Here is a 20,296-nt window from a genome sequence, read left to right as displayed (position 1 = left end):
GCCCTTCCGGGCGAGGCATTACTCTTATCGGCTCTGCTTTCTCAACAGATAGATAAAGTACGGCGCACCAATAAACGTCGACAGTAATCCCGCCGGGATCTGATACGGGAACAGTACCATCCTGCCGCACCAGTCAGCGAAGACTAACAGCACGCCCCCCGCCAGCGCCGACATCATCATATGCGGCATCGTCCGGCGAAAACCTAACATCCGCGCAATGTGTGGCGCCATCAGTCCGACAAAGCTCAGCGGGCCGATAGTCATCGTCGCCGTCGCCGTCAGACACGCGGCCAACATCAACAGGCCAATGCGCGAAGGCGTCAACGCCATCCCCACAGCCCGTGCGGTATCGCCGCCTAACGGTAAAATGGTCAGCCAACGGCGACACAGCGGTGTTATCGCCAACAAAATCACCATCACGATCCCGGTATGCAGCACTTGCTCACCCGAGGCGTTATAGGTCGAACCTGAGATCCAGGTTAACACTTCCGCCATTCGCGGATCGCCGCTTGCCTGCAGCATCATCAATAGCATGGTGAATGCCGTACTGAGCGCCATCCCCGCCAGTAACATACGGTGTGGAGAGAACCCTCCGCGCCCCGCGGCGATCATAATGATCAGCAACGTCACTGCCGCACCAACACTTCCGGCAGGCAGTAGCCAGCCGAACGCATTTCCCGGCACCAGAAACAGCATTAATACCACGCCAAACGCCGCACCGGAGCTGATCCCCAACACTTCCGGGCTCGCCATCGGGTTTCCGGTCAGGCGTTGAATAATGCACCCCGCGACCGCCAGCATCACACCGGCAATCATAGCGGCCAGAATACGTGGCCAACGCCAGGGCATTAACTCATCCAGCATTGCGCCACTGGCCCACGTCCAGCCGTGCACATCACGTCCTAGCGAGAGCGCCACAATCACCACCGCCAGCAGCACCACGCCGCCTGCCAGCGCAAAACCCAGCACATGCTGTCGTTCGGCTGCAATCCTGTCATTCGCATTCATCGCCGGCATGCTCATACTGCGCAGGCGCGGAAGTAGCCACAGAAGCAGCGGCGCGCCAATCAACGCGGTTGCCGACCCGGTGGAGACTTCCATCCACACCCGCGTCAGCCAGAGAATAATTTGATCGGAAAGCCAGAGGATCAGCGCCCCAATCAGCGGCGCCAGCATCAGACGCGCCAGCAGACGCCGCGCACCGAGCATTTTCGCGAGCAGCGGCGCAAACAGACCGATAAAGCCGATAATCCCCACCGCGTTCACCAGTAGCGCACTGATCACAATCGCCAGTGACAGTACTGCCAGTCGCGCCAGCGACAAGGCCAGTCCCAGATTGCGCGCCACGCCGTCGTCTAACCCCATCAGGGTCATGGGGCGTAACAGCAGCAAAGTGAGCATCACCCCGCCCAACAACTGCGGCCACAGACGCTGCACGCCGCCCCAGTCCGTTTGCGTCAGCGTCCCGGAACTCCAGAGAAACATACTTTGCAGTTGATCATGATGGAAAAGGACCATCAGTTGATTGATTGCGCCGCAGTACAAGCTGACGACCAGCCCGGCGAGAATTAATGTCACCGGAGACAGACGTTTACCCCATGCGACGCCAAACACCACGGCACCGACGACACAGGCGCCCGCCAGCGCGGCGAATTGCGTTGTCAATGCGCCGGGGAGCGCCCACAGGGTGGTGACGGTGATCCCCAGTTGCGCACCGGTTGCCACACCCAACGTCGTCGGCTCCGCCAGCGGGTTACGCAGTACCTGCTGAAAGAGTACGCCCACCAGACCCAGCCCGGCGCCCACCAGCAAAGAGATCGCCAAACGCGGCAGCAAGCTGTAGTGGAACAACATCTGCTCAACCACATCAATATCGGGTGACCACACCGCCTGCAGCCACTGGCTACGCGGCAGTGCGATCGAGAAATTAGTCCAGGTTAGTCCGGCGGCGACAATCAGCAGCACCGCCAGAAATGATGCTGGAAACAGCGCAATACGTTTACTCACGACTTGCCTCCCAGCGCATTATCCAGAATACGAACAAAGCTCATAGTGGAAAGCGTTGCACCATAGAACCAGACGGCGGGCACCTGCTGAAAACGCCCGGCACGCACAAACGGCATAGCCTGCCACAGCGGTGTGGCGATCAATGCGTCCATCTCACGGTGATTACCGTGATCAAAGCAGATAACATCAGCCTCTTTATAGGCTGCCAGACGATCAATCCCCACCACGGTGCTTCCCCAAAAATTGGTTTCACCCTGCCAGGCATTACGAATGCCATACTCGTCCAGCACCGGTTGAAAGAGGCAATTCGGCCCGAAGATCAGCATATGACGCGAATCCAACAGGCTCGTGATCAGCAACGGTCTCTCCCCGCGCTGCGTAAAGCGAGTTTTCTGGCTTTCAATAAAGCTGTCGAACTCCGCCAGATGGCGTTGGGCTACGGGTTCTACATTGAGAAGTTGCGCCATCTCCGTGAGCGACTGGCGCGCCACTGCTAAGGGATTTTTGCCGTCACTGAAGTTAAACCCACGCCCTGGCGCAATACGTGCCAGCTTCTCAGGTGAAGGGCCGTATCCTGCCGACCAGACCATAAATGAGGGGTTCATTTCGGTCAGCAGTTCCAGATTAGGCTCCGTACGCAGACCCACGTCAATAACGGAATCCGGCAACGGCGGTTCGTTAACCCACAAACGGTAGTTAGGAATATCCGCCACGCCGTAAGGCGTAATACCCAGCGCCAGCAGAAGCTCTACTGGCAGCCATTCCAGCGCCACGATACGCTGCAAGTCGACTGAGGCGGCGCGCGCCTGCCCCATTTTCCAGAGCAACGGAGAAAGCGCCATCGCGGTTAATAAGCGACGGCGAGAAAGAGGATATAAACCACTCATTAATAAACAAAACTCACAGGTGCGGCGCCCGCAGGGTGCGGTAAAATCCCCATCGGGATGCCGTAAATCTGTTCCAGCGTTTCACCACGCATCAGTTCGGCGGGCGTTCCCTGCGCAATCATTTCACCGCCACGCAGCGCGACCAGATAGTCGCAGTAGCGCGCAGCCATGTTGATATCATGAAGCACAGCAATCACGGTCAGGCCGCGCTGCTGGCTTAAACGGTGTACCAACGCCAGCACATCAACCTGATGCGCAATATCCAGCGCCGAGGTGGGTTCATCAAGCAACAGGCAGCGGCTATCCTGCGCCACCAGCATCGCTATCCATGCCCGCTGACGTTCGCCACCGGAAAGACTATCCACCAGCCGATGCGCTAACGGTTTTAAGCCGACCAGCGCAATCGCTTCTTCCACTTTCTCTCTGTCGGCCACGCCAAAACGCCCCAATGCGCCATGCCACGGATAACGCCCAATCGCGACAAGTTCACGCACCGTCATCCCTTCAGCCTGCGGCAACTGCTGCGGCAGGTAAGCGACTTTGCGCGCAAACGCTTTGCTGCTCCAGTTTTCCAGCGGCTGACCGTCCAACAAAATCTCGCCTTCCGAAGGCGGCTGATGTCGCCCCAGCATTTTCAGCATGGTGGATTTACCTGAGCCGTTATGCCCGATAAGTCCGGTCACTTTGCCGACAGGAAAGGTCAGAGAGAGAGGATGCAGCAGCGTGCGTCCAGGCACGCGAAAGGAGACTTTGCGCAACGCAAACGTCGTGTCGGAATGGGTTGTGTTTTCCTGCATAGCGGCCAACTTGTATAGCGGGCACGGAAAACCGTGCCCTAAGAGAAATTAGAAACGGAAGGTTGCGGTTGCAACAACCTGACGTTCCGCGCCCCAGAAGCAACCATACGTGTTGAAGCAGCTGGCGACGTATTCACGATCAAGCAGGTTGTTGACGTGGAGCGCCACGTTGGAACCCGCCATACCCACGCGAGCCAGGTCGTAGCGTACTAACGCATCCATAACTGCATAACTCCCCACTTTAAAGGAGTTTGCCGGGTCACCATAGCTTGAGCTGCTAAAACGTCCCCCGGTACCCAGCGTCAGACCAGACAATGCGCCATCATAAAAGGTGTAATCCCCCCACAGTGACGCCATATGTTCCGGCACCTGTGCAGGCGTGTTGCCTTTGTATTTGGTGTCCGTCGTGTATTCAACATCGGTATAAGTGTATGAACCGACGATGTTAACACTCGCTGACAGCGCCGCTTTCGCTTCGATCTCAACGCCACGCGCACGAATCTCGCCACCGTCAACCGAGAAGAATGAACCCGACGGATCCGCCATCAGGTTGTTGGTTTTCGTCAGTTGATACAGGGCACCGGTAATCACGATCGGGCGATCTTTCGGTACATACTTCACGCCGACTTCGTACTGTTTGCCTTTTGAAGGGGCAAACAGATTACCTTGCGCATCAGTCTGTGAAGACGGTTCAAACGATTCGCTATAGCTGAAGTAAGGTGTCACACCATTATCGAACAGGTAGTTTACACCGCCACGCCAGGTGAACTGGTTGTCATCACGCTCTGAGGTCGTGCCGGAAACGCGGTTGAACGACTCCTGATCGGCCCAGTCATAACGACCGCCCAATGTTACCAGAACTTTATCCCACTGAGCCTGATCCTGAATATACAAACCCGTCTGTTTCTGCTTGTTCAGCACCTGATAAGGACCAGAGGTAGCCGGATCCTTCGAATTAAAATCGAAATCGCCGTTCACTGGATTGTTCAGATCCAGCAGCGGAACCGAGTCGTCATAACCAAACCAGGAGTTGATGTCATTACGCATACGCATAAAGTCAACGCCAGTCAGCAGGACATGGTCGACGTCGCCGGTCGCAAAGTTACTCTGCAACTGGGTATCCACAGCGAAGTTCTGTAATTTCTCATCATCAACAACGTACTTACGCGCGAGGTAGTGTCCTTTGTCTTCCGGTGCCAGCGCCGCACATTGTTTGCTGCCCGCGTTCGCAGGGTCGGAGCAGACGCCATAGCCGTAGACACTGTTTTGCGAGGTTTTATTTTCCGCAAAGCGCAGGTTCTGACGCACGGTAAAGGTGTCGTTAAATTCGTGATCGAAGCTGTAGCCCACCATTTTCTCGTTACGAGAGTAGGTATTGTTGTCAGCACCTTCGTTGAAATCGGTAGGCAGACGCTTACCGTTCGGCAATTCAGACACGGTCCCCTCTTTTGGCAACCAACCGTAGTAACCGGTCTCCGGCTCGTTCTGGAAGTAAGAGAGGAAGGTGAAGTTGGTTTTGTCATCCGGACGCCAGGAGAAAGACGGCGCGATGGTATAGCGCTGCTCTTCCGCGCCCTGCTGCTGCGCATCGGCGGAACGCGCCAGGCCGGTTAAACGATAGGAGTAAACGCCATCGTCATCCAGCGCATCGCTGAAGTCAAACCCGGTCTGGAACAGGTTGTCGGTGCCCATTTTGAACTGAACTTCTTTCAGGGGCTCCGTGGTTGGACGCTTGCTGACCATGTTCAGTAAGCCGCCCGGGTTGCTCTTTCCGTAAAGAACGGAAACCGGACCGCGCATCACTTCCGCGCGCTCCAGCATATAGGGGTCGATCACCGCATCGTTGTAGAAGTTACCCTGCATCTTCAGGCCATTCAGATAGTTATTCTGGCTTTGGCCATCGGCGGCGAAACCGCGGATAATCAGGTAATCATAGGTGTTGGACGCGCCACGGGTGCCCACGGCAACGCCAGGGGTGTAGCTGAGCGCCTCTTTCACGGATTTAGGCTGGTGCAGCGCCATCTCTTCGGCAGTCACCACGGAAATAGACTGAGGCGTCTTTTCAATCGGGGTATCCGTTTTGGTCGCCGTAGCGGACTGTCGTGCTGCGATGGTGGCTGCGGGTCCCCATGCGCTTTCTTGCGGGGCAGGTGCGGCAGTAACAGTAATGGTTTCTTCTTTCGGTTGAACCGCTGCCTGTGCATAGACAGACATGCCGCTAACCGCTGTGGCTACTACGACTGCGATTTTACGCAGCGAGTAGGTTGGCTGAGCAGTTTTGAAACGCGCCATTGGTATATCTCTGATGAAAAGTGAATGATAACGTAAACGAGAATTATTATTATGCCGCAGCATAATATTCGAAATACTGGCGAGATCGCAAGCGATACGCGACCCTGAGAAAACTGAGGGGTTAAGAAATAACCAGATGAAAAGAAGGGGTTAATCAATCAGGCGAAATCGCCTTGCCTGACGGCAAAGAAAAACCCGCCGAAGCGGGTTTTGAGGGCATCAGTTACTGCCAAACATATCCTTTATCCAGCCTGCGACGCCGTCACCGTCTTGCTTCTCCTGCTGTGGCGGTTGCTGTTGTTGCTGCTGCGGTTGAGAGGACTGATCAAACGGATTGCCCGATTGCGGTTGTTGCATCATCTCACCCTGCTGGCACAGCGCATCAGGATCGGTGGTCCAGACCGGGAGCGTACGCATTCCGCCGCCACACACAAAGTTGCCGTCGTAATCCACGCCCATGTCCACAATGTCTTCCGGTGGTGTTAGCACCAGCGGAGTTGGCGTCTGGTTGGCCAGGTAACGCTGATAAATCGACATCGCACCGCTGGCGCCGTACAGTTTGGTTGGCTGGTTATTATCACGGCCCACCCAGGTAATCGTGACCTGGCTACCGTCAATACCGGCAAACCAGGTGTCCACGTTATTGTTGGTGGTCCCGGTTTTACCTGCCAGATGCAGTCCCGGATATTTCGCGCCCAGCTGACGTCCGGTACCACGCTGTATAACCTGCTGCATGGTCCACAGTGTCATATAGGCCGCCTGTGCCGGAACCGCGCGTTCCGCCTGCGGGAAGCTCTGATAGAGCACCGCTCCATCTTCAGCAATCACCGAACGTAACGCCGACAACGGCGCACGGTTACCGCCGCTGGCGATCGTCTGGAACGCTTGCGCGACTTCGATTGGCGTCAGGTTCAACGCCCCGAGCAGCATCGCTGGCACCGGATTAAGCTGATCCTTCGGCGCGCCCAGCTTCAGCCAGGTATCGGTGACAGCAGGCAGTCCCAGCGCCATCCCCAGATTTACCGTCGGCACGTTCATTGAACGCGTCAGGGCATCCACCAGCATCACTTTACCGCTCTCGCTGTAGCGACGGTCATCGTTCTGCGGCGACCAGACCTGGCCGTTTGGCTGACGCAGCGCAATCGGCGCATCGGCAATCCAGGTATTGAGACGATACAGTTTCGGCTGACTGAGCGCGGTCAGGTAGGTCGCCGGTTTCGCCAGCGAGCCAATGGAACGGCGCGCCTGCATTGCACGGTTATAACCAGCAAACTGCGGTTCAGCCCCACCGACCATCGCACGCACTTCGCCACTGAAGCGGTCAACCACCACGATAGCCGTTTCCAGATCGCTCAGTTTGCGCTGTTTCTTCAGTACCGGAATCCCCTCAACGGCGGCTTTCTCAGCGGCATCCTGCGCCACAGAGTCAAACGTCGTGAAGATCTTCACTCCGGAGAGGTCTTTAACCTTGTCGCCCAGCTTCGCCTGTAGCTCCTGACGCACCATCTGCATGAACGCCGGTTGCGGAGAGATCACCCCACCGCGCGGCTGCACGCCCAATGGACGCGCGCTCAGCATTTCGTAAAGTTCCTGGTCAATGACCTGCTGCTGTTGCAGCAGGCGTAACACCAGGTTACGACGCTCCAGCGCCAGTTTCGGGTTACGCCACGGGTTATAGATGGACGCCCCTTTCACCATCCCCACCAGCAAGGCCTGCTGATCAAGACTCAGTTCCTCAACCGGACGACCAAAATAGTACAAACTCGCCAGCGGGAAGCCGCGAATTTCATTGTCGCCGCTCTGACCGAGGTACACTTCGTTCATGTACAGTTCGAGAATGCGGTCCTTGCTGTAACGCGCATCCATCAGCAGCGCCATATAGGCTTCGTTGGCTTTACGCCAGTAGGAACGTTCGCTGGAGAGGAAGAGGTTTTTCACCAACTGTTGAGTCAGCGTACTCGCCCCTTGCACCGTACGTCCGGCCGTCAGGTTCGCCAACACCGCGCGTCCGATGGAGTACAGGCTGACCCCATCATGCTCATAGAAGTGGCGGTCTTCGGTCGCCAACAGCGTATCCACCAGCAGATCCGGGAAGCCGTTACGCGGTACAAACAGACGCTGTTCACCGTTCGGTGAAGAGAGCATCGTGATCAGGCGAGGATCGAGACGGAAGAAACCGAACTGGCGGTTGTTGTCCATGTTCTCGATGGTGTCGAGATGATCGCCATCAAACGTCAAACGCGCCCGTACCTGCCCTTCTTTGCTGTCCGGGAAGTCAAACGGACGACGAATCATCTCAATGCTGTTCGCCTGTACGGTGAACTCGCCAGGGCGTGTCATTTTCGACACCTGACGATACTGGGTCGCTTCCAGCAGCTTCACCATTTCGTTTTTGCTGACCGGCATTTCTGGCTCAAGGTTTACCATGCGGCCATAGACCGCCGCAGGCAATTGCCAGACTTTGCCATCAATACGGCTACGGATTTTTTGATCCAGATAGACGCCGTAAATGGCAATCAGCACCACAAAAACAATCGACAGTTTTAGCAGCAGCCAGACCCAGCCGCGCTTACCACGAGGCTTACCGCCTTTGCCTTTACCCTTACGCGGCATCGGTTCTTCATCCTCATAGTCATCATCATAATCGTCGTCATACTCTTCATCTCTGAGTCGACGACGGCTCACCTTTTGTTTCACCGGACGCGTCGGTTTCCCTTTACGCCCGATTGGCTCGCGGTCATTCCCCGCCATGCTTTTTCTCCGCAACGTTCAGGCGCAAAGGCCTGATTCTCTGTTCTTCCGCCAGAGGACAGAAGAAGAAATCTCTCAATTTTTGCTGCTCGTACGCCGGATGGCATCCGGTCTACAAATACTACGAATACTTTTTGGTGCGCCGCGTCGGCGCGGTATTCGCCGGATCGTCCGGCCACACATGTTTGGGATAGCGTCCTTTCATCTCCTTTTGCACCTCACGGTAGGCGCCCTGCCAGAACGCGCTTAAATCCCGCGTGATTTGCAGCGGTCGCTGCGCCGGTGATAATAACTCCAGCACCAGCGGAATGCGCCCCTGAGCAATAGTAGGTGTTTGCGCTTCCCCAAACATCTCCTGCATTCTGACGGCCAGCGCAGGCGGGTTATCGTCATGATAGCGAATGGCTATCCGGCTTCCCGTCGGCACAGTGTAATGCGCAGGCAGTTCACTATCCAGACGTTGCAGCATAGACCAGTCCAGCAAACTGCGTAACGCCAGACCCACATTCACGGCCTTCAGCCCACGCAGAGAATGCACACCGGTCATCTGCGGCAGTAACCAGGATTCCAGGCTAGCCAGCAAAGAGGCCTCATCCACGGCAGGCCACGCGTACTCCGGCAGCCATTTTGCCGCGCAGTGCAAACGCAGCCGTAGCTGCTCTGCTTCCGGCGTCCAGTTGAGCACACTTAAGCCTTTATCGCGAATGCCATTCAGCATCGCCTGATGCAGTTCGTCTTCAGAAGGTTTGGCAAGCGGCTGAACTTTTACCGTCAGCTGCCCGATACGCAACCGTCGTAGCGCTTTCAGCGTGCCTTGCGCGTCATCCCACTCAACCGTGTCGGATTGCTGCAAGAGTGCAGGACACGTCTGAATAAGCGCGTCGATCTCCAGCGGCAGCGCCAGCAAAATACGCGCATCCGGTGAGGCACTCCCTTGTAACAGCAGCGGCGCAATCAGCCACTCATGGCGACCCAGCGCGTCATCGGCATCCAGTTTTGCCCCCATCCCGTTCGCCAGTTGGTAGCGTCCGTCCAGCCCGCGCCGACGCGCAATGCGATCGGCAAATGCGTGGGCAAGCAACGGAGCAATCAGACGACTGTCCGGTTCCGAGGCGCGCACGTTGAGGCGTTTCAGAAGTTGCTGACTTCGCTGTTGCCAGCCAGGATGATGACGTGAAAACGCGACGCTTAAATCGCTGCTCCCTCCCCGCGGCGGCTCTTCAAGTATCGCCGCGAGCTTCGCCGCCGTTGCGGCTTCACTGCTGTTGCTGGCGCTCACCAGCATCGCCGCCAGTCGGGGATCGTTGCCAAGTGCCGCCATTTTTTGACCGGTTGCGCTCAGGCGATCGCCCTCGAGCGCGTTCAGCATCTGTAACAGCCGCTTAGCCGCCAGCAGATGGTTCGCGGGCGGAAGATCTAACCAGGTGAGCTGGGCGGGATCGTGACATCCCCACTGCAACAGCTCCATCAGTACGCCCGACAGATCGCTTTGCAAAATCTCCGGCTCGCTTTGCACCGCCGCTCTCTCTGCTTGATCTTTAGGCAGAAGATGAAGACAGATTCCCGGTTCCAGTCGCCCCGCTCGTCCCGCCCGCTGCGTCATGGAGGCCTGGCTGACGCGCTGGGTTATCAGGCGCGTCAGCCCCGTTCGTGGGTCAAAACGCGCCACCCGCTCCTGCGCGCTGTCCACCACCAGGCGGATCCCTTCGATCGTTAAACTGGTTTCGGCAATATTGGTTGCCAGTACCACTTTGCGCATACCGGCTGGCGCTGGCAAAATGGCTTTCCGCTGGTCATCCAACGACAATGCTCCGTAGAGCGGGCACAGCAGAACATCGCTCCCCACGCGCGAAGTCAGGTGTTCCTGCACGCGTTGGATCTCCCCTACGCCGGGTAAAAACAGCAGCAACGACCCCGACTCGCTGCGCAATAAATCCGCCGTGGCAATGGCCACAGCCTCATCAAAACGCAGTTGAGCCGCCAGTGGCTGGTATCGACGTTCGACAGGAAAGGCGCGCCCTTCGGAGACCACCACCGGCGCATCCGGCAGCAGTTGTTGTAAGCGGTCGTTATCCAGCGTCGCGGACATGATCAGCAGTTTTAAATCGTCGCGCAGCCCCTGCTGTACGTCCAACAGCAACGCCAGCGCCAGGTCAGCCTGCACACTGCGCTCGTGAAATTCATCGAGGATCACCATCCCGATGCCGTTAAGCTCCGGGTCGCGTTGGATCATTCGTGTCAACACGCCTTCGGTGACCACTTCAAGCCGCGTCTGTGGCCCCACGCAGCTTTGTGCCCGCATCCGGTAGCCTACCGTTTCACCGGTTTTTTCGTTCAGGAGTTCCGCCAGTCGCTGCGCCACATTGCGCGCCGCCAGACGGCGTGGTTCCAGCAGGATAATCCGCCCCTGGATGCCTTTATGCGTCAGGAACTGCAGCGGTAGCCAGGTTGATTTCCCGGCGCCGGTCGGCGCGCTCAGTAAGACCTGGGGGGCGCTATCAAGGGCAGTGAGCAGTTCAGGCAGTACGGCGGCTACAGGCAACGACGTCACAAATGACTCCAGAGGGTTAACTTTCTTCGCGCTGCATTGTAGCATCGCGTTAATTCATAACCGAGTACCCATCATGACTGAGCCAAAACGGCTGTTCTTTGCGATTGAATTGCCCGGCCCTGTTCGTGAGCAAATTATCACCTGGCGCGCCGCCCATTTTGCCCCTGAGGATGGTCGTCCGGTGGCCAGCGCAAATCTGCATCTGACGCTGGCCTTCCTGGGCGACGTCAGCCCGGAAAAACAACAGGCGCTGTCACAACTTGCCGGACGCATTCGTCAACCGGGGTTTACGCTCAAACTGGATGACGCGGGCCAGTGGCTACGTTCGCGCGTCGTCTGGCTGGGGATGCGCCAGCCGCCGCGGGGACTTCTGCAACTGGCCAACATGCTGCGGGCGCAGGCTGCGCGTAGCGGCTGTTATCAGAGTCCTCAACCTTTTCATCCGCATATCACCCTGCTGCGCGACGCCAGCCATGCCGTAGCGATTCCACCGCCAGGTTTCTGCTGGTCGTTTCCGGTGACAGAATTTTCCCTTTATGCCTCTTCATTCGAGCGGGGACGTACGCGATACACCGCTCTGCAACGCTGGACGCTTGCCGAATAACCAAGGAACTCAGATGAAATTCTCTCCCCCTTTACAGCGCGCGACGCTGATTCAGCGCTATAAGCGTTTTTTAGCCGATGTGATCACGCCAGACGGCACCGAATTAACGCTGCATTGCCCTAATACAGGGGCAATGACCGGCTGTGCGACAGCAGGCGATACCGTTTGGTATTCGGCGTCAGAAAATACGAAACGAAAATATCCTCATACCTGGGAATTAACTGAAACTCAGTCCGGGGCATTCATTTGCGTTAATACACTGTGGGCAAACAGATTAACGAAAGAGGCAATAGAAAATAACCACCTGCCGGAATTGTCAGGCTACAGTGTCTTGAAAAGCGAAGTAAAATACGGCGTCGAACGTAGCCGTATTGATTTTATGTTACAGGCAGATTCCCGACCCGACTGCTATATTGAAGTAAAATCGGTTACGTTGGCGGAAGAAGAGTATGGTTATTTTCCCGATGCCGTTACTGAACGCGGTCAGAAACATCTTCGGGAACTGATGAGCGTAGCGGCTGCTGGCCATCGCGCGGTGGTGTTATTTGCGGTGCTGCACACAGCCATTACACGGTTTTCACCCGCGCGGCATATCGATGCAAAATATGCGCGACTCCTGATTGAAGCACAACAAAAGGGGGTAGAAATTCTGGTTTATAAAGCGGAACTTTCTGCCGAAGGCATGACTCTTAATGAACCGTTGCCCATTACATTGTAGTGGTAAAAACAACTGGTTAATTAGTATTCTGGCCGCGTGCGCAAATACGCTTTTCCTCACAGGGTTGTCAAGTGTTAGGTATAGATAATTGCTATCCGGAAAAGCATCTGCTATTTATAGCGACCTGATTTTTCCCCCGAACATGGGGATCGATAGTGCGTGTTAAGGAGAAGCAACATGCAAGAAGGGCAAAACCGTAAAACATCGTCCCTGAGTATTCTCGCCATCGCTGGGGTGGAGCCGTACCAGGAGAAGCCGGGCGAAGAGTATATGAACGAAGCCCAGCTGTCGCACTTCAGACGTATTCTGGAAGCATGGCGTAATCAACTTAGGGATGAAGTCGATCGCACTGTAACTCATATGCAGGACGAAGCAGCGAACTTCCCTGATCCGGTGGACCGTGCCGCACAGGAAGAAGAGTTCAGTCTTGAACTGCGTAACCGCGATCGTGAACGCAAATTGATCAAAAAGATCGAGAAAACGCTGAAGAAAGTAGAAGACGAAGATTTCGGCTACTGCGAATCCTGCGGTGTAGAAATTGGTATTCGTCGTCTGGAAGCGCGTCCGACAGCCGATCTGTGCATCGACTGCAAAACGCTGGCTGAGATTCGCGAAAAACAAATGGCGGGTTAATCCCGGCCATTTTTACCACCTTCAATCCAGGCGGGAGTCACTCCCGCCTTATTTTTTTATGTTTCTTAATCCATGACAGAGTCACACTATATTGGCCGCTTCGCCCCTTCCCCTTCCGGCGAGCTACACTTTGGTTCGTTGATCGCTGCGTTGGGTAGCTACCTACGGGCGCGTGCGCAGGGCGGCATCTGGCGAGTGCGCATTGAGGACATTGACCCTCCTCGTGAAGTTCCCGGTGCCGCAGAAACCATCCTGCGTCAGCTGGAACATTACGGTCTGCACTGGGACGGCGACATACTATGGCAATCTCAGCGCCACGATGCTTACCGGGAAGCGCTGGCCTGGCTCTTTGAACAAGGTCTGAGCTACAACTGCACATGCTCGCGCGCCAGAATCCAAAGCCTTGGCGGGATTTACGACGGCCATTGCCGCACCCTGGCCCATGGACCAGAACATGCTGCCGTGCGTATTAAACAGCAGCATCCCGTTACCCAGTTTTATGATGTGCTGCGCGGGGATATCCAGGCGGACCGTCATCTGGCGCAAGAAGATTTTATTATTCATCGCCGCGACGGCCTGTTTGCCTATAACCTCGCGGTGGTGGTTGACGATCATTTTCAGGGCATTACTGAAATCGTGCGCGGCGCGGACTTAATCGAACCCACCGTTCGACAAATTTCGTTGTACCAGCAATTCGGCTGGCAAGCACCTGACTATATTCATCTTCCGCTGGCGCTCAACGAACAAGGCGCTAAACTCTCCAAGCAGAATCATGCACCTGCGCTACCGCAAGGCGATCCGCGCCCGGTACTCATTGATGCGTTACGCTTCCTGGGTCAGAACGTCACGTTAGAATGGCAGGAGATGAAAGTGGAAGAATTGCTGCAAAATGCGGTGAAGAACTGGACGCTTGCGACAGTGCCTGCATCGTCTATTGTAAATTCAGCGTTCTCAAACGCGTCATGCTGAGCTATGATTAGCCGCTATTTTTTTGTCCTGATTGAAGTTTGACACTACCGAGGTGCACTATTTTTACCCGAGTCGCTAATTTTTGCCGCAAAGTGCTAAGTCGCGAAGAGAGCGAGGCTGAACAGGTCGTCGCCCGTCCACATATGACGGTAATCCCGCGTGAACAGCACGGAATTTCCCGCAAAGATATCAGTGAAAATGCCCTGAAGGTAATGTACAGGCTCAATAAGGCGGGTTACGAAGCCTGGCTGGTCGGCGGCGGTGTGCGCGATCTTCTGCTCGGCAAAAAGCCGAAAGATTTCGACGTCACGACTAACGCCACGCCTGATCAGGTACGTAAACTGTTTCGCAACTGTCGTCTGGTTGGTCGCCGATTCCGTCTGGCCCACGTTATGTTTGGCCCGGAAATCATCGAAGTCGCCACCTTCCGTGGTCATCATGAAAGCGGCGACACTGACCGCACCACGTCTCAGCGCGGACAAAACGGCATGCTGCTGCGTGACAACATCTTCGGCTCGATTGAAGAAGATGCACAACGTCGCGATTTCACGATCAACAGCCTCTATTACAGCGTGGCTGATTTTACCGTGCGTGATTATGTCGGCGGCATGAAGGATCTGGAAGATGGCGTGATCCGTCTGATCGGTAATCCGGAAACGCGTTACCGCGAAGATCCTGTACGTATGTTACGTGCTGTCCGTTTTGCGGCCAAACTCGACATGCGCATCAGTCCGGAAACCGCAGAGCCTATTCCACGCCTGGCAACACTGCTCAACGATATTCCTCCTGCACGTCTGTTTGAAGAATCGCTGAAACTTCTGCAGGCGGGTTATGGTTTTGAAACCTATAAAAAACTGTGCGAGTACAGCCTGTTCCAGCCGCTGTTCCCGACCATTACGCGCTATTTCACCGAAAACGGCGATAGCCCAATGGAACGCATCATCGCGCAGGTACTGAAGAACACCGACACCCGTATCCACAATGATATGCGCGTCAACCCGGCATTCCTGTTCGCCGCCATGTTCTGGTATCCGTTGCTCGAGATGGCGCAGAAAATTGCACAGGAAAGCGGTCTGGCTTATTACGACGCGTTTGCGCTGGCCATGAATGATGTGCTGGACGAAGCATGCCGCTCGCTGGCGATCCCCAAACGCCTGACGTCCCTCACGCGTGATATCTGGCAGCTCCAGTTGCGTATGTCGCGTCGCCAGGGTAAACGCGCCTGGAAGCTGATGGAACATCCTAAGTTCCGTGCGGCTTACGATTTACTGGCTTTGCGCGCCGAAGTGGAAAACAACGCGGAACTGCAACGTCTGGTACAGTGGTGGGGTGAGTTCCAGGTCTCTGCGCCGCCTGAGCAAAAAGGCATGTTGAACGAACTGGATGAAGAGCCGGCCGCCCGTCGACGTCATCGTCGCCCACGCAAACGCGCTCCGCGTCGTGAGGGCAGTGCATGACCCTTGCGTATATCGCAATTGGCAGTAATCTGGCCTCTCCGCTGGAGCAGGTCAATGCGGCAATTCAGGCGCTGGGAGAGATCCCGGAAAGCCGGATTGTCGCGCTCTCCTCGTTTTACCGCACCCCGCCGCTGGGACCGCAGGATCAGCCCGACTATCTGAACGCCGCCGTGGCGCTGGAAACGACGCTTCTGCCGGAAGCGCTGCTGAACCATACCCAACATATTGAGTTACAGCAGGGACGTGTCCGTAAAGCAGAGCGCTGGGGACCACGCACGCTGGACCTCGATATCATGCTGTTTGGCGATCAAGTAATTCACACTGAACGTCTGACCATTCCCCACTATGACATGAAAAACCGCGGCTTTATGCTGTGGCCACTGTTTGAAATCGCGCCTGAGTTGGTATTTCCAGATAGCATCACATTGCGCCAACAACTCACCCTTCTTGCAGCAGAAAAACCTGCTTACTGGTAATTTTGGCTTTCCGCTTAACATGTTCTGCGGACGCGTGAATCATTTCCTTAAAATAATTGCCCCCCTGACTGCGACTGTTAGAATGCCGGATAATGATACTTTTATGATCCGGAAATGTTATGAAACCGACCACCATCTCGTTACTGCAGAAACACAAACAAGACAAAAAACGCTTCGCCACCATTACTGCTTACGACTACAGCTTCGCTAAACTGTTTGCCGATGAAGGGCTGAACGTGATGCTGGTGGGCGACTCGCTTGGCATGACGGTACAAGGTCACGACTCCACCCTGCCGGTGACCGTCGAGGACATTGCCTATCACACCCGCGCCGTACGTCGCGGCGCGCCAAACAGCCTGCTGCTGGCTGACCTGCCATTTATGGCTTACGCCACGCCAGAACAGGCGTTTGAGAATGCGGCGGTGGTCATGCGCGCGGGCGCGAACATGGTCAAAATCGAGGGCGGTGCGTGGCTGGTGGATACCGTAAAAATGCTGACAGAACGCGCGGTGCCGGTTTGCGGACATCTGGGTTTAACGCCACAATCAGTCAATATCTTCGGTGGCTATAAAATTCAGGGGCGCGGCGATGCCGGTCAGGTGCTGTTCGATGACGCGCTGGCACTGGAAGCGGCAGGCGCACAGTTGCTGGTGCTGGAGTGCGTTCCGGTTGAGCTGGCGAAGCGGATAACGGAAGCGCTCTCCATTCCGGTGATCGGCATTGGCGCGGGCAATGTCACCGACGGGCAGATCCTCGTGATGCATGACGCGTTTGGTATCACCGGCGGGCATATTCCAAAATTTGCTAAAAATTTCCTGGCAGAAGCGGGCGACATCCGCGCCGCCGTGCGGCAGTATATTGCCGAAGTGGAGTCCGGTGTCTATCCGGGCGAAGAACACAGTTTCCATTAAGCTACGTTTGGATCGTGTAGGCCGGATAAGACGCGTCGTGTCGCCGTCCGGCATTTGTGCAGAGATGCCTTCTGGCGCTGCACTTATCAGGCCTACGGATAATCAGGCCACTAAAGGAGTCCTGTTGTGTTAATTATTGAAACCCTGCCGCTGCTACGCCAGCATATCCGTCGTCTGCGTCAGGAGGGCAAACGTGTTGCACTGGTGCCTACCATGGGCAACTTGCATGATGGCCATATGAAACTGGTTGATGAAGCCAAAACGCACGCTGACGTCGTGGTGGTCAGTATTTTCGTTAACCCGATGCAGTTTGACCGTCCGGACGACCTGGTGCGTTATCCCCGTACGCTGCAGGAAGACTGCGAAAAGCTGAACAAGCGCAAAGTCGATCTGGTATTTGCTCCCGCGCCTGACCAAATTTATCCGCACGGTACTGAAGGCCAGACCTACGTTGACGTACCGGGACTCTCCACCATGCTGGAAGGCGCCAGTCGCCCAGGCCATTTCCGCGGCGTTTCTACTATCGTCAGCAAGCTGTTCAACCTGGTGCAGCCAGACGTTGCCTGCTTTGGCGAGAAAGATTTTCAGCAACTGGCGCTGATCCGCAAAATGGTTGCCGATATGGGTTACGACATTGAAATCGTGGGCGTTCCCATCATCCGCGCCAAAGACGGTCTGGCTCTGAGCTCCCGTAACGGCTACCTGACGGCTGAACAACGTAAAATTGCGCCGGGCTTACACAAAGTCATGAATGGCATTGCCGGGAAATTACTGGCCGGAGATCGGGATTGTGAAGAGATGATCGCCATTGCCGAGCAAGAGTTGAACGAAAAAGGCTTCCGCGCTGATGATATTCAGATCCGTGATGCCGACACCCTGCTGGAACTCACAGATACCAGCAAACGTGCGGTCATCCTCGTTGCTGCATGGTTAGGTCAGGCGCGTCTGATCGACAATCAGAGCGTTGCATTAACCCAGTAGACAGGGGTTAAAAATCGGGCAATACTGCCTGGAATTTCCTGAAGCTGTTAGAAATATCAGCTTTGTTATCGTTATGGTAGAAAGGTAGAAGTTATGATTCGCACTATGTTGCAGGGCAAACTCCATCGCGTGAAAGTGACTCAGGCGGACCTGCATTACGAAGGCTCTTGCGCTATTGACCAGGATTTTCTCGACGCGGCGGGCATTCTTGAAAACGAAGCCATTGATATCTGGAACGTCACCAACGGCAAGCGTTTCTCAACCTATGCCATTGCGGCTGAACGCGGCTCTAAAATTATCTCTGTAAACGGTGCGGCGGCACACTGCGCCAGCGTGGGCGATATTGTGATTATCGCCAGTTTCGTGAGCATGTCCGACGAAGAAGCGCGTCGCTGGCAGCCAAAAGTGGCCTACTTTGAGGGCGACAACGAAATGAAACGCACGGCGAAGGCGATCCCAGTACAAGTTGCCTGAGCAGAGTTACCCCTGCGGCTGATTGCTGATCAGCCGTGACATGGTTTCCAGTGAATCCGTTCTTAAGATATACAGGCGTTTCAGTAAGAACGGATTATCCCCCGGCTTTACCTTCCCTTTCACTGTCGTGACCGCCATATGGAATCCCGCATCATTAGCCGCTTTTACCGCCGTGGCGTTATAGCCGCCAAACGGATAAGAGAGATAGAGCACGTGCGGGTTAAACTGCGCCAGCGCGCGGCGTGAACGTGAAAAATCCATAAAAATGTTGTGATAGCTGCGGCTGAGCAGGATCGGCCGACGATTACCGTCTACCCGATGCAAAAAGTGCGTATGCGACTGGAAATCAAAGGTATCCCTGATCTCCTGCAGTTCAGAAATACTCATAAATTGCAGCGATTTGGGATCCCATTTCTGTGGATGTCCCTTAATGCGGGATGAAATGATAAAGGCTATCGCCTTAAAGCCATACTGCTTCAATACCGGATACGCATAGCGACTGACCGATTTCAGTCCATCATCAAAGGTAATGACTACTGCGCGCGCTGGCAGATTCATCTTATTGCGCACATACCCTTCCAGTTGGTACATCGTCAGCGTGGTATATCCCATGTCTCGCAGCCAGGTCATCTGGTTACTAAAAGCACGCACGGATGTCGTCGTCGAGGTATGGCGAAAACGGGTGTTCTCTTCATCGCGTAAAATATGGTGGTAGGTGAGCACGGGGATACCGTGATCTTCCTGCGCGTCCAGCGCGCTGACATAGGCAAGCCGGTTACCTACCCGTACCTGGTACCAGGTTTGGTTGAGTCGACCTTTTAACTTACTGATAATGGGATAACGTAGGTTTTCTGCGAGTATGCCGAAAGGCGCGCTTCCCGCATCCGGCGCATTATAGACGGGCGTATCTTTCCAGGTGACCAGGTTCTGGTTGCTGAGGGGTTTATTAAGTTCGCCCAGACCATCTTCCACTTTCTGATGACCCTGCACTGGCTCCAGGTGGCCTTTATCGATAAACCCGGTGCCGAAGCCAAATTTGAATTCGTAATACTCTGCGGCAATGGGTTCAACAGAGATTATCTGCCCGGCACGAAGCGTTCCCACGTTCTTCATGTTGTTGCCAACCTGCGCCCAGATGGCGGCATCTTCCGTTGTCTGCATATAACGCGCAGGCAACGTAGCGCCAGTCCCCACTGAAACCAGCAGCAACAGAAGAAAAAGACCGTGTTTGATCATGAGAGATAGCCGGGACGTGAACACCCTGTCTATTGTAACAAAACCCTTCTCAATACCAACGGCTAATGCTCATACAAATCATGCAGCAACACAAAAGGGGGATTTTTTTGCTGCTGATGCCAGAGACTTGTCACCTCAGACGTGCCACGAGCAACGATTTGATTGCGAAACTCAACGCTGCTCATTGTCTCTCGCGACGACAGCATTTTTTCCAACAATGGCAGAGTGACGCCGGAAATCACCTCGCACTGAGCATGTTTATGACTCAACAAAGACGCGACGCGATAAGGCGCAGCGCCCGACGTGTCGGTTAAAAAGATCACGCCCTCGCCGGAGTCCGTTTGATGCAACGCGTCACACAACGTGCGGCTCAACATATTTGTGCTTAATCCGCGCCAGAAATTCACCGCGCGGCATTGCGCCTGCGGGCCGTGTTTCTTTTCCAGACGATACAGCAGTTCCTCTGCACGATCGTCATGACAGGTAATGACCCAACCTAACATTGCCTACCTCCTTAGCAAGAAAGTAGTTTATCAGGGGAATCAATAGGTA

General features: G+C 55.3%; 17 protein-coding genes. 9 read left to right on the top strand and 8 right to left on the bottom strand.

Going from position 1 to position 20,296, the window contains the following annotated elements; translation table 11 throughout:
* Positions 1-24: 24 nt before the first annotated feature.
* The 6 genes from fhuB to hrpB all read right to left on the bottom strand — a co-directional run bounded on the left by fhuB (position 25) and on the right by hrpB (position 11,285).
* Entirely contained in the window at positions 25-2,007 is a 1,983-nt protein-coding gene (fhuB, locus tag AC07NP_RS07870; protein WP_494660078.1) for a Fe(3+)-hydroxamate ABC transporter permease FhuB, read from the bottom strand.
* Positions 2,004-2,894, bottom strand: a complete 891-nt coding sequence (gene fhuD / locus AC07NP_RS07865) for a Fe(3+)-hydroxamate ABC transporter substrate-binding protein FhuD (RefSeq protein ID WP_494660077.1) — start codon at positions 2,892-2,894, stop codon at positions 2,004-2,006. The genes fhuB and fhuD overlap by 4 nt, the downstream gene beginning before the upstream one ends.
* Entirely contained in the window at positions 2,894-3,691 is a 798-nt protein-coding gene (fhuC, locus tag AC07NP_RS07860; protein ID WP_494660076.1) for a Fe3+-hydroxamate ABC transporter ATP-binding protein FhuC, read from the bottom strand. Before fhuC ends, fhuD begins: the two co-directional genes overlap by 1 nt.
* 48 nt (positions 3,692-3,739) lie before the next feature.
* A complete protein-coding gene (fhuA, locus tag AC07NP_RS07855) occupies positions 3,740-5,983 on the bottom strand; it encodes a ferrichrome porin FhuA (RefSeq protein WP_494660075.1) in 2,244 nt (747 codons plus the stop codon).
* 219 nt (positions 5,984-6,202) lie between these two features.
* Positions 6,203-8,734: a bifunctional glycosyl transferase/transpeptidase gene (gene mrcB / locus AC07NP_RS07850; protein WP_494660074.1), complete on the bottom strand. Its 2,532-nt coding sequence runs from the start codon at positions 8,732-8,734 to the stop codon at positions 6,203-6,205.
* A gap of 121 nt (positions 8,735-8,855) precedes the next feature.
* Entirely contained in the window at positions 8,856-11,285 is a 2,430-nt protein-coding gene (hrpB, locus tag AC07NP_RS07845; protein WP_494660073.1) for an ATP-dependent helicase HrpB, read from the bottom strand.
* 73 nt (positions 11,286-11,358) lie between these two features.
* On the opposite strand from hrpB, the gene thpR reads away from it, so the two are divergent.
* The 9 genes from thpR to panD all read left to right on the top strand — a co-directional run bounded on the left by thpR (position 11,359) and on the right by panD (position 18,508).
* Complete coding sequence (gene thpR, locus AC07NP_RS07840) at positions 11,359-11,889, top strand: RNA 2',3'-cyclic phosphodiesterase (RefSeq protein ID WP_203358887.1); 531 nt, start codon at positions 11,359-11,361, stop codon at positions 11,887-11,889.
* Positions 11,890-11,902: 13 nt separating this feature from the next.
* Positions 11,903-12,607: a DNA/RNA nuclease SfsA gene (gene sfsA / locus AC07NP_RS07835; protein WP_203358888.1), complete on the top strand. Its 705-nt coding sequence runs from the start codon at positions 11,903-11,905 to the stop codon at positions 12,605-12,607.
* Between the two features lie 177 nt (positions 12,608-12,784).
* The gene (gene dksA, locus AC07NP_RS07830; protein WP_003829221.1) at positions 12,785-13,240 is read left to right on the top strand and encodes an RNA polymerase-binding protein DksA; all 456 of its coding nucleotides are present in this window, start codon (positions 12,785-12,787) and stop codon (positions 13,238-13,240) included.
* A gap of 72 nt (positions 13,241-13,312) precedes the next feature.
* Complete coding sequence (gene gluQRS, locus AC07NP_RS07825) at positions 13,313-14,209, top strand: tRNA glutamyl-Q(34) synthetase GluQRS (RefSeq protein WP_494660072.1); 897 nt, start codon at positions 13,313-13,315, stop codon at positions 14,207-14,209.
* Positions 14,210-14,268: 59 nt separating this feature from the next.
* Positions 14,269-15,666, top strand: a complete 1,398-nt coding sequence (gene pcnB, locus AC07NP_RS07820) for a polynucleotide adenylyltransferase PcnB (RefSeq protein ID WP_494660096.1) — start codon at positions 14,269-14,271, stop codon at positions 15,664-15,666.
* Entirely contained in the window at positions 15,663-16,142 is a 480-nt protein-coding gene (gene folK, locus AC07NP_RS07815) for a 2-amino-4-hydroxy-6-hydroxymethyldihydropteridine diphosphokinase (protein ID WP_494660071.1), read from the top strand. The genes pcnB and folK overlap by 4 nt, the downstream gene beginning before the upstream one ends.
* Before the next feature lie 119 nt (positions 16,143-16,261).
* Complete coding sequence (gene panB / locus AC07NP_RS07810; protein ID WP_494660070.1) at positions 16,262-17,053, top strand: 3-methyl-2-oxobutanoate hydroxymethyltransferase; 792 nt, start codon at positions 16,262-16,264, stop codon at positions 17,051-17,053.
* 126 nt (positions 17,054-17,179) lie between these two features.
* On the top strand, positions 17,180-18,034 hold the full coding sequence (panC, locus tag AC07NP_RS07805) for a pantoate--beta-alanine ligase (RefSeq protein ID WP_192611119.1): 855 nt from the start codon (positions 17,180-17,182) through the stop codon (positions 18,032-18,034).
* 93 nt (positions 18,035-18,127) lie between these two features.
* Positions 18,128-18,508 carry an aspartate 1-decarboxylase gene (gene panD, locus AC07NP_RS07800; RefSeq protein WP_203358894.1) on the top strand — a complete coding sequence of 127 codons (381 nt, stop codon included), beginning with the start codon at positions 18,128-18,130 and terminating at the stop codon, positions 18,506-18,508.
* A 6-nt stretch (positions 18,509-18,514) separates the two neighbouring features.
* Here panD and AC07NP_RS07795 read toward each other — a convergent pair whose 3' ends face one another.
* Both AC07NP_RS07795 and AC07NP_RS07790 read right to left on the bottom strand, forming a co-directional pair.
* Complete coding sequence (locus AC07NP_RS07795; protein ID WP_494660069.1) at positions 18,515-19,744, bottom strand: polysaccharide deacetylase family protein; 1,230 nt, start codon at positions 19,742-19,744, stop codon at positions 18,515-18,517.
* Positions 19,745-19,806: 62 nt separating this feature from the next.
* Positions 19,807-20,247: a PTS sugar transporter subunit IIA gene (locus AC07NP_RS07790; protein WP_494660068.1), complete on the bottom strand. Its 441-nt coding sequence runs from the start codon at positions 20,245-20,247 to the stop codon at positions 19,807-19,809.
* Between the last annotated feature and the right edge of the window lie 49 nt (positions 20,248-20,296).

Source organism: Citrobacter sp. GW821-FHT07H02, assembly GCF_059418505.1.
This window is presented reverse-complemented; position numbering and strand designations above follow the sequence as displayed.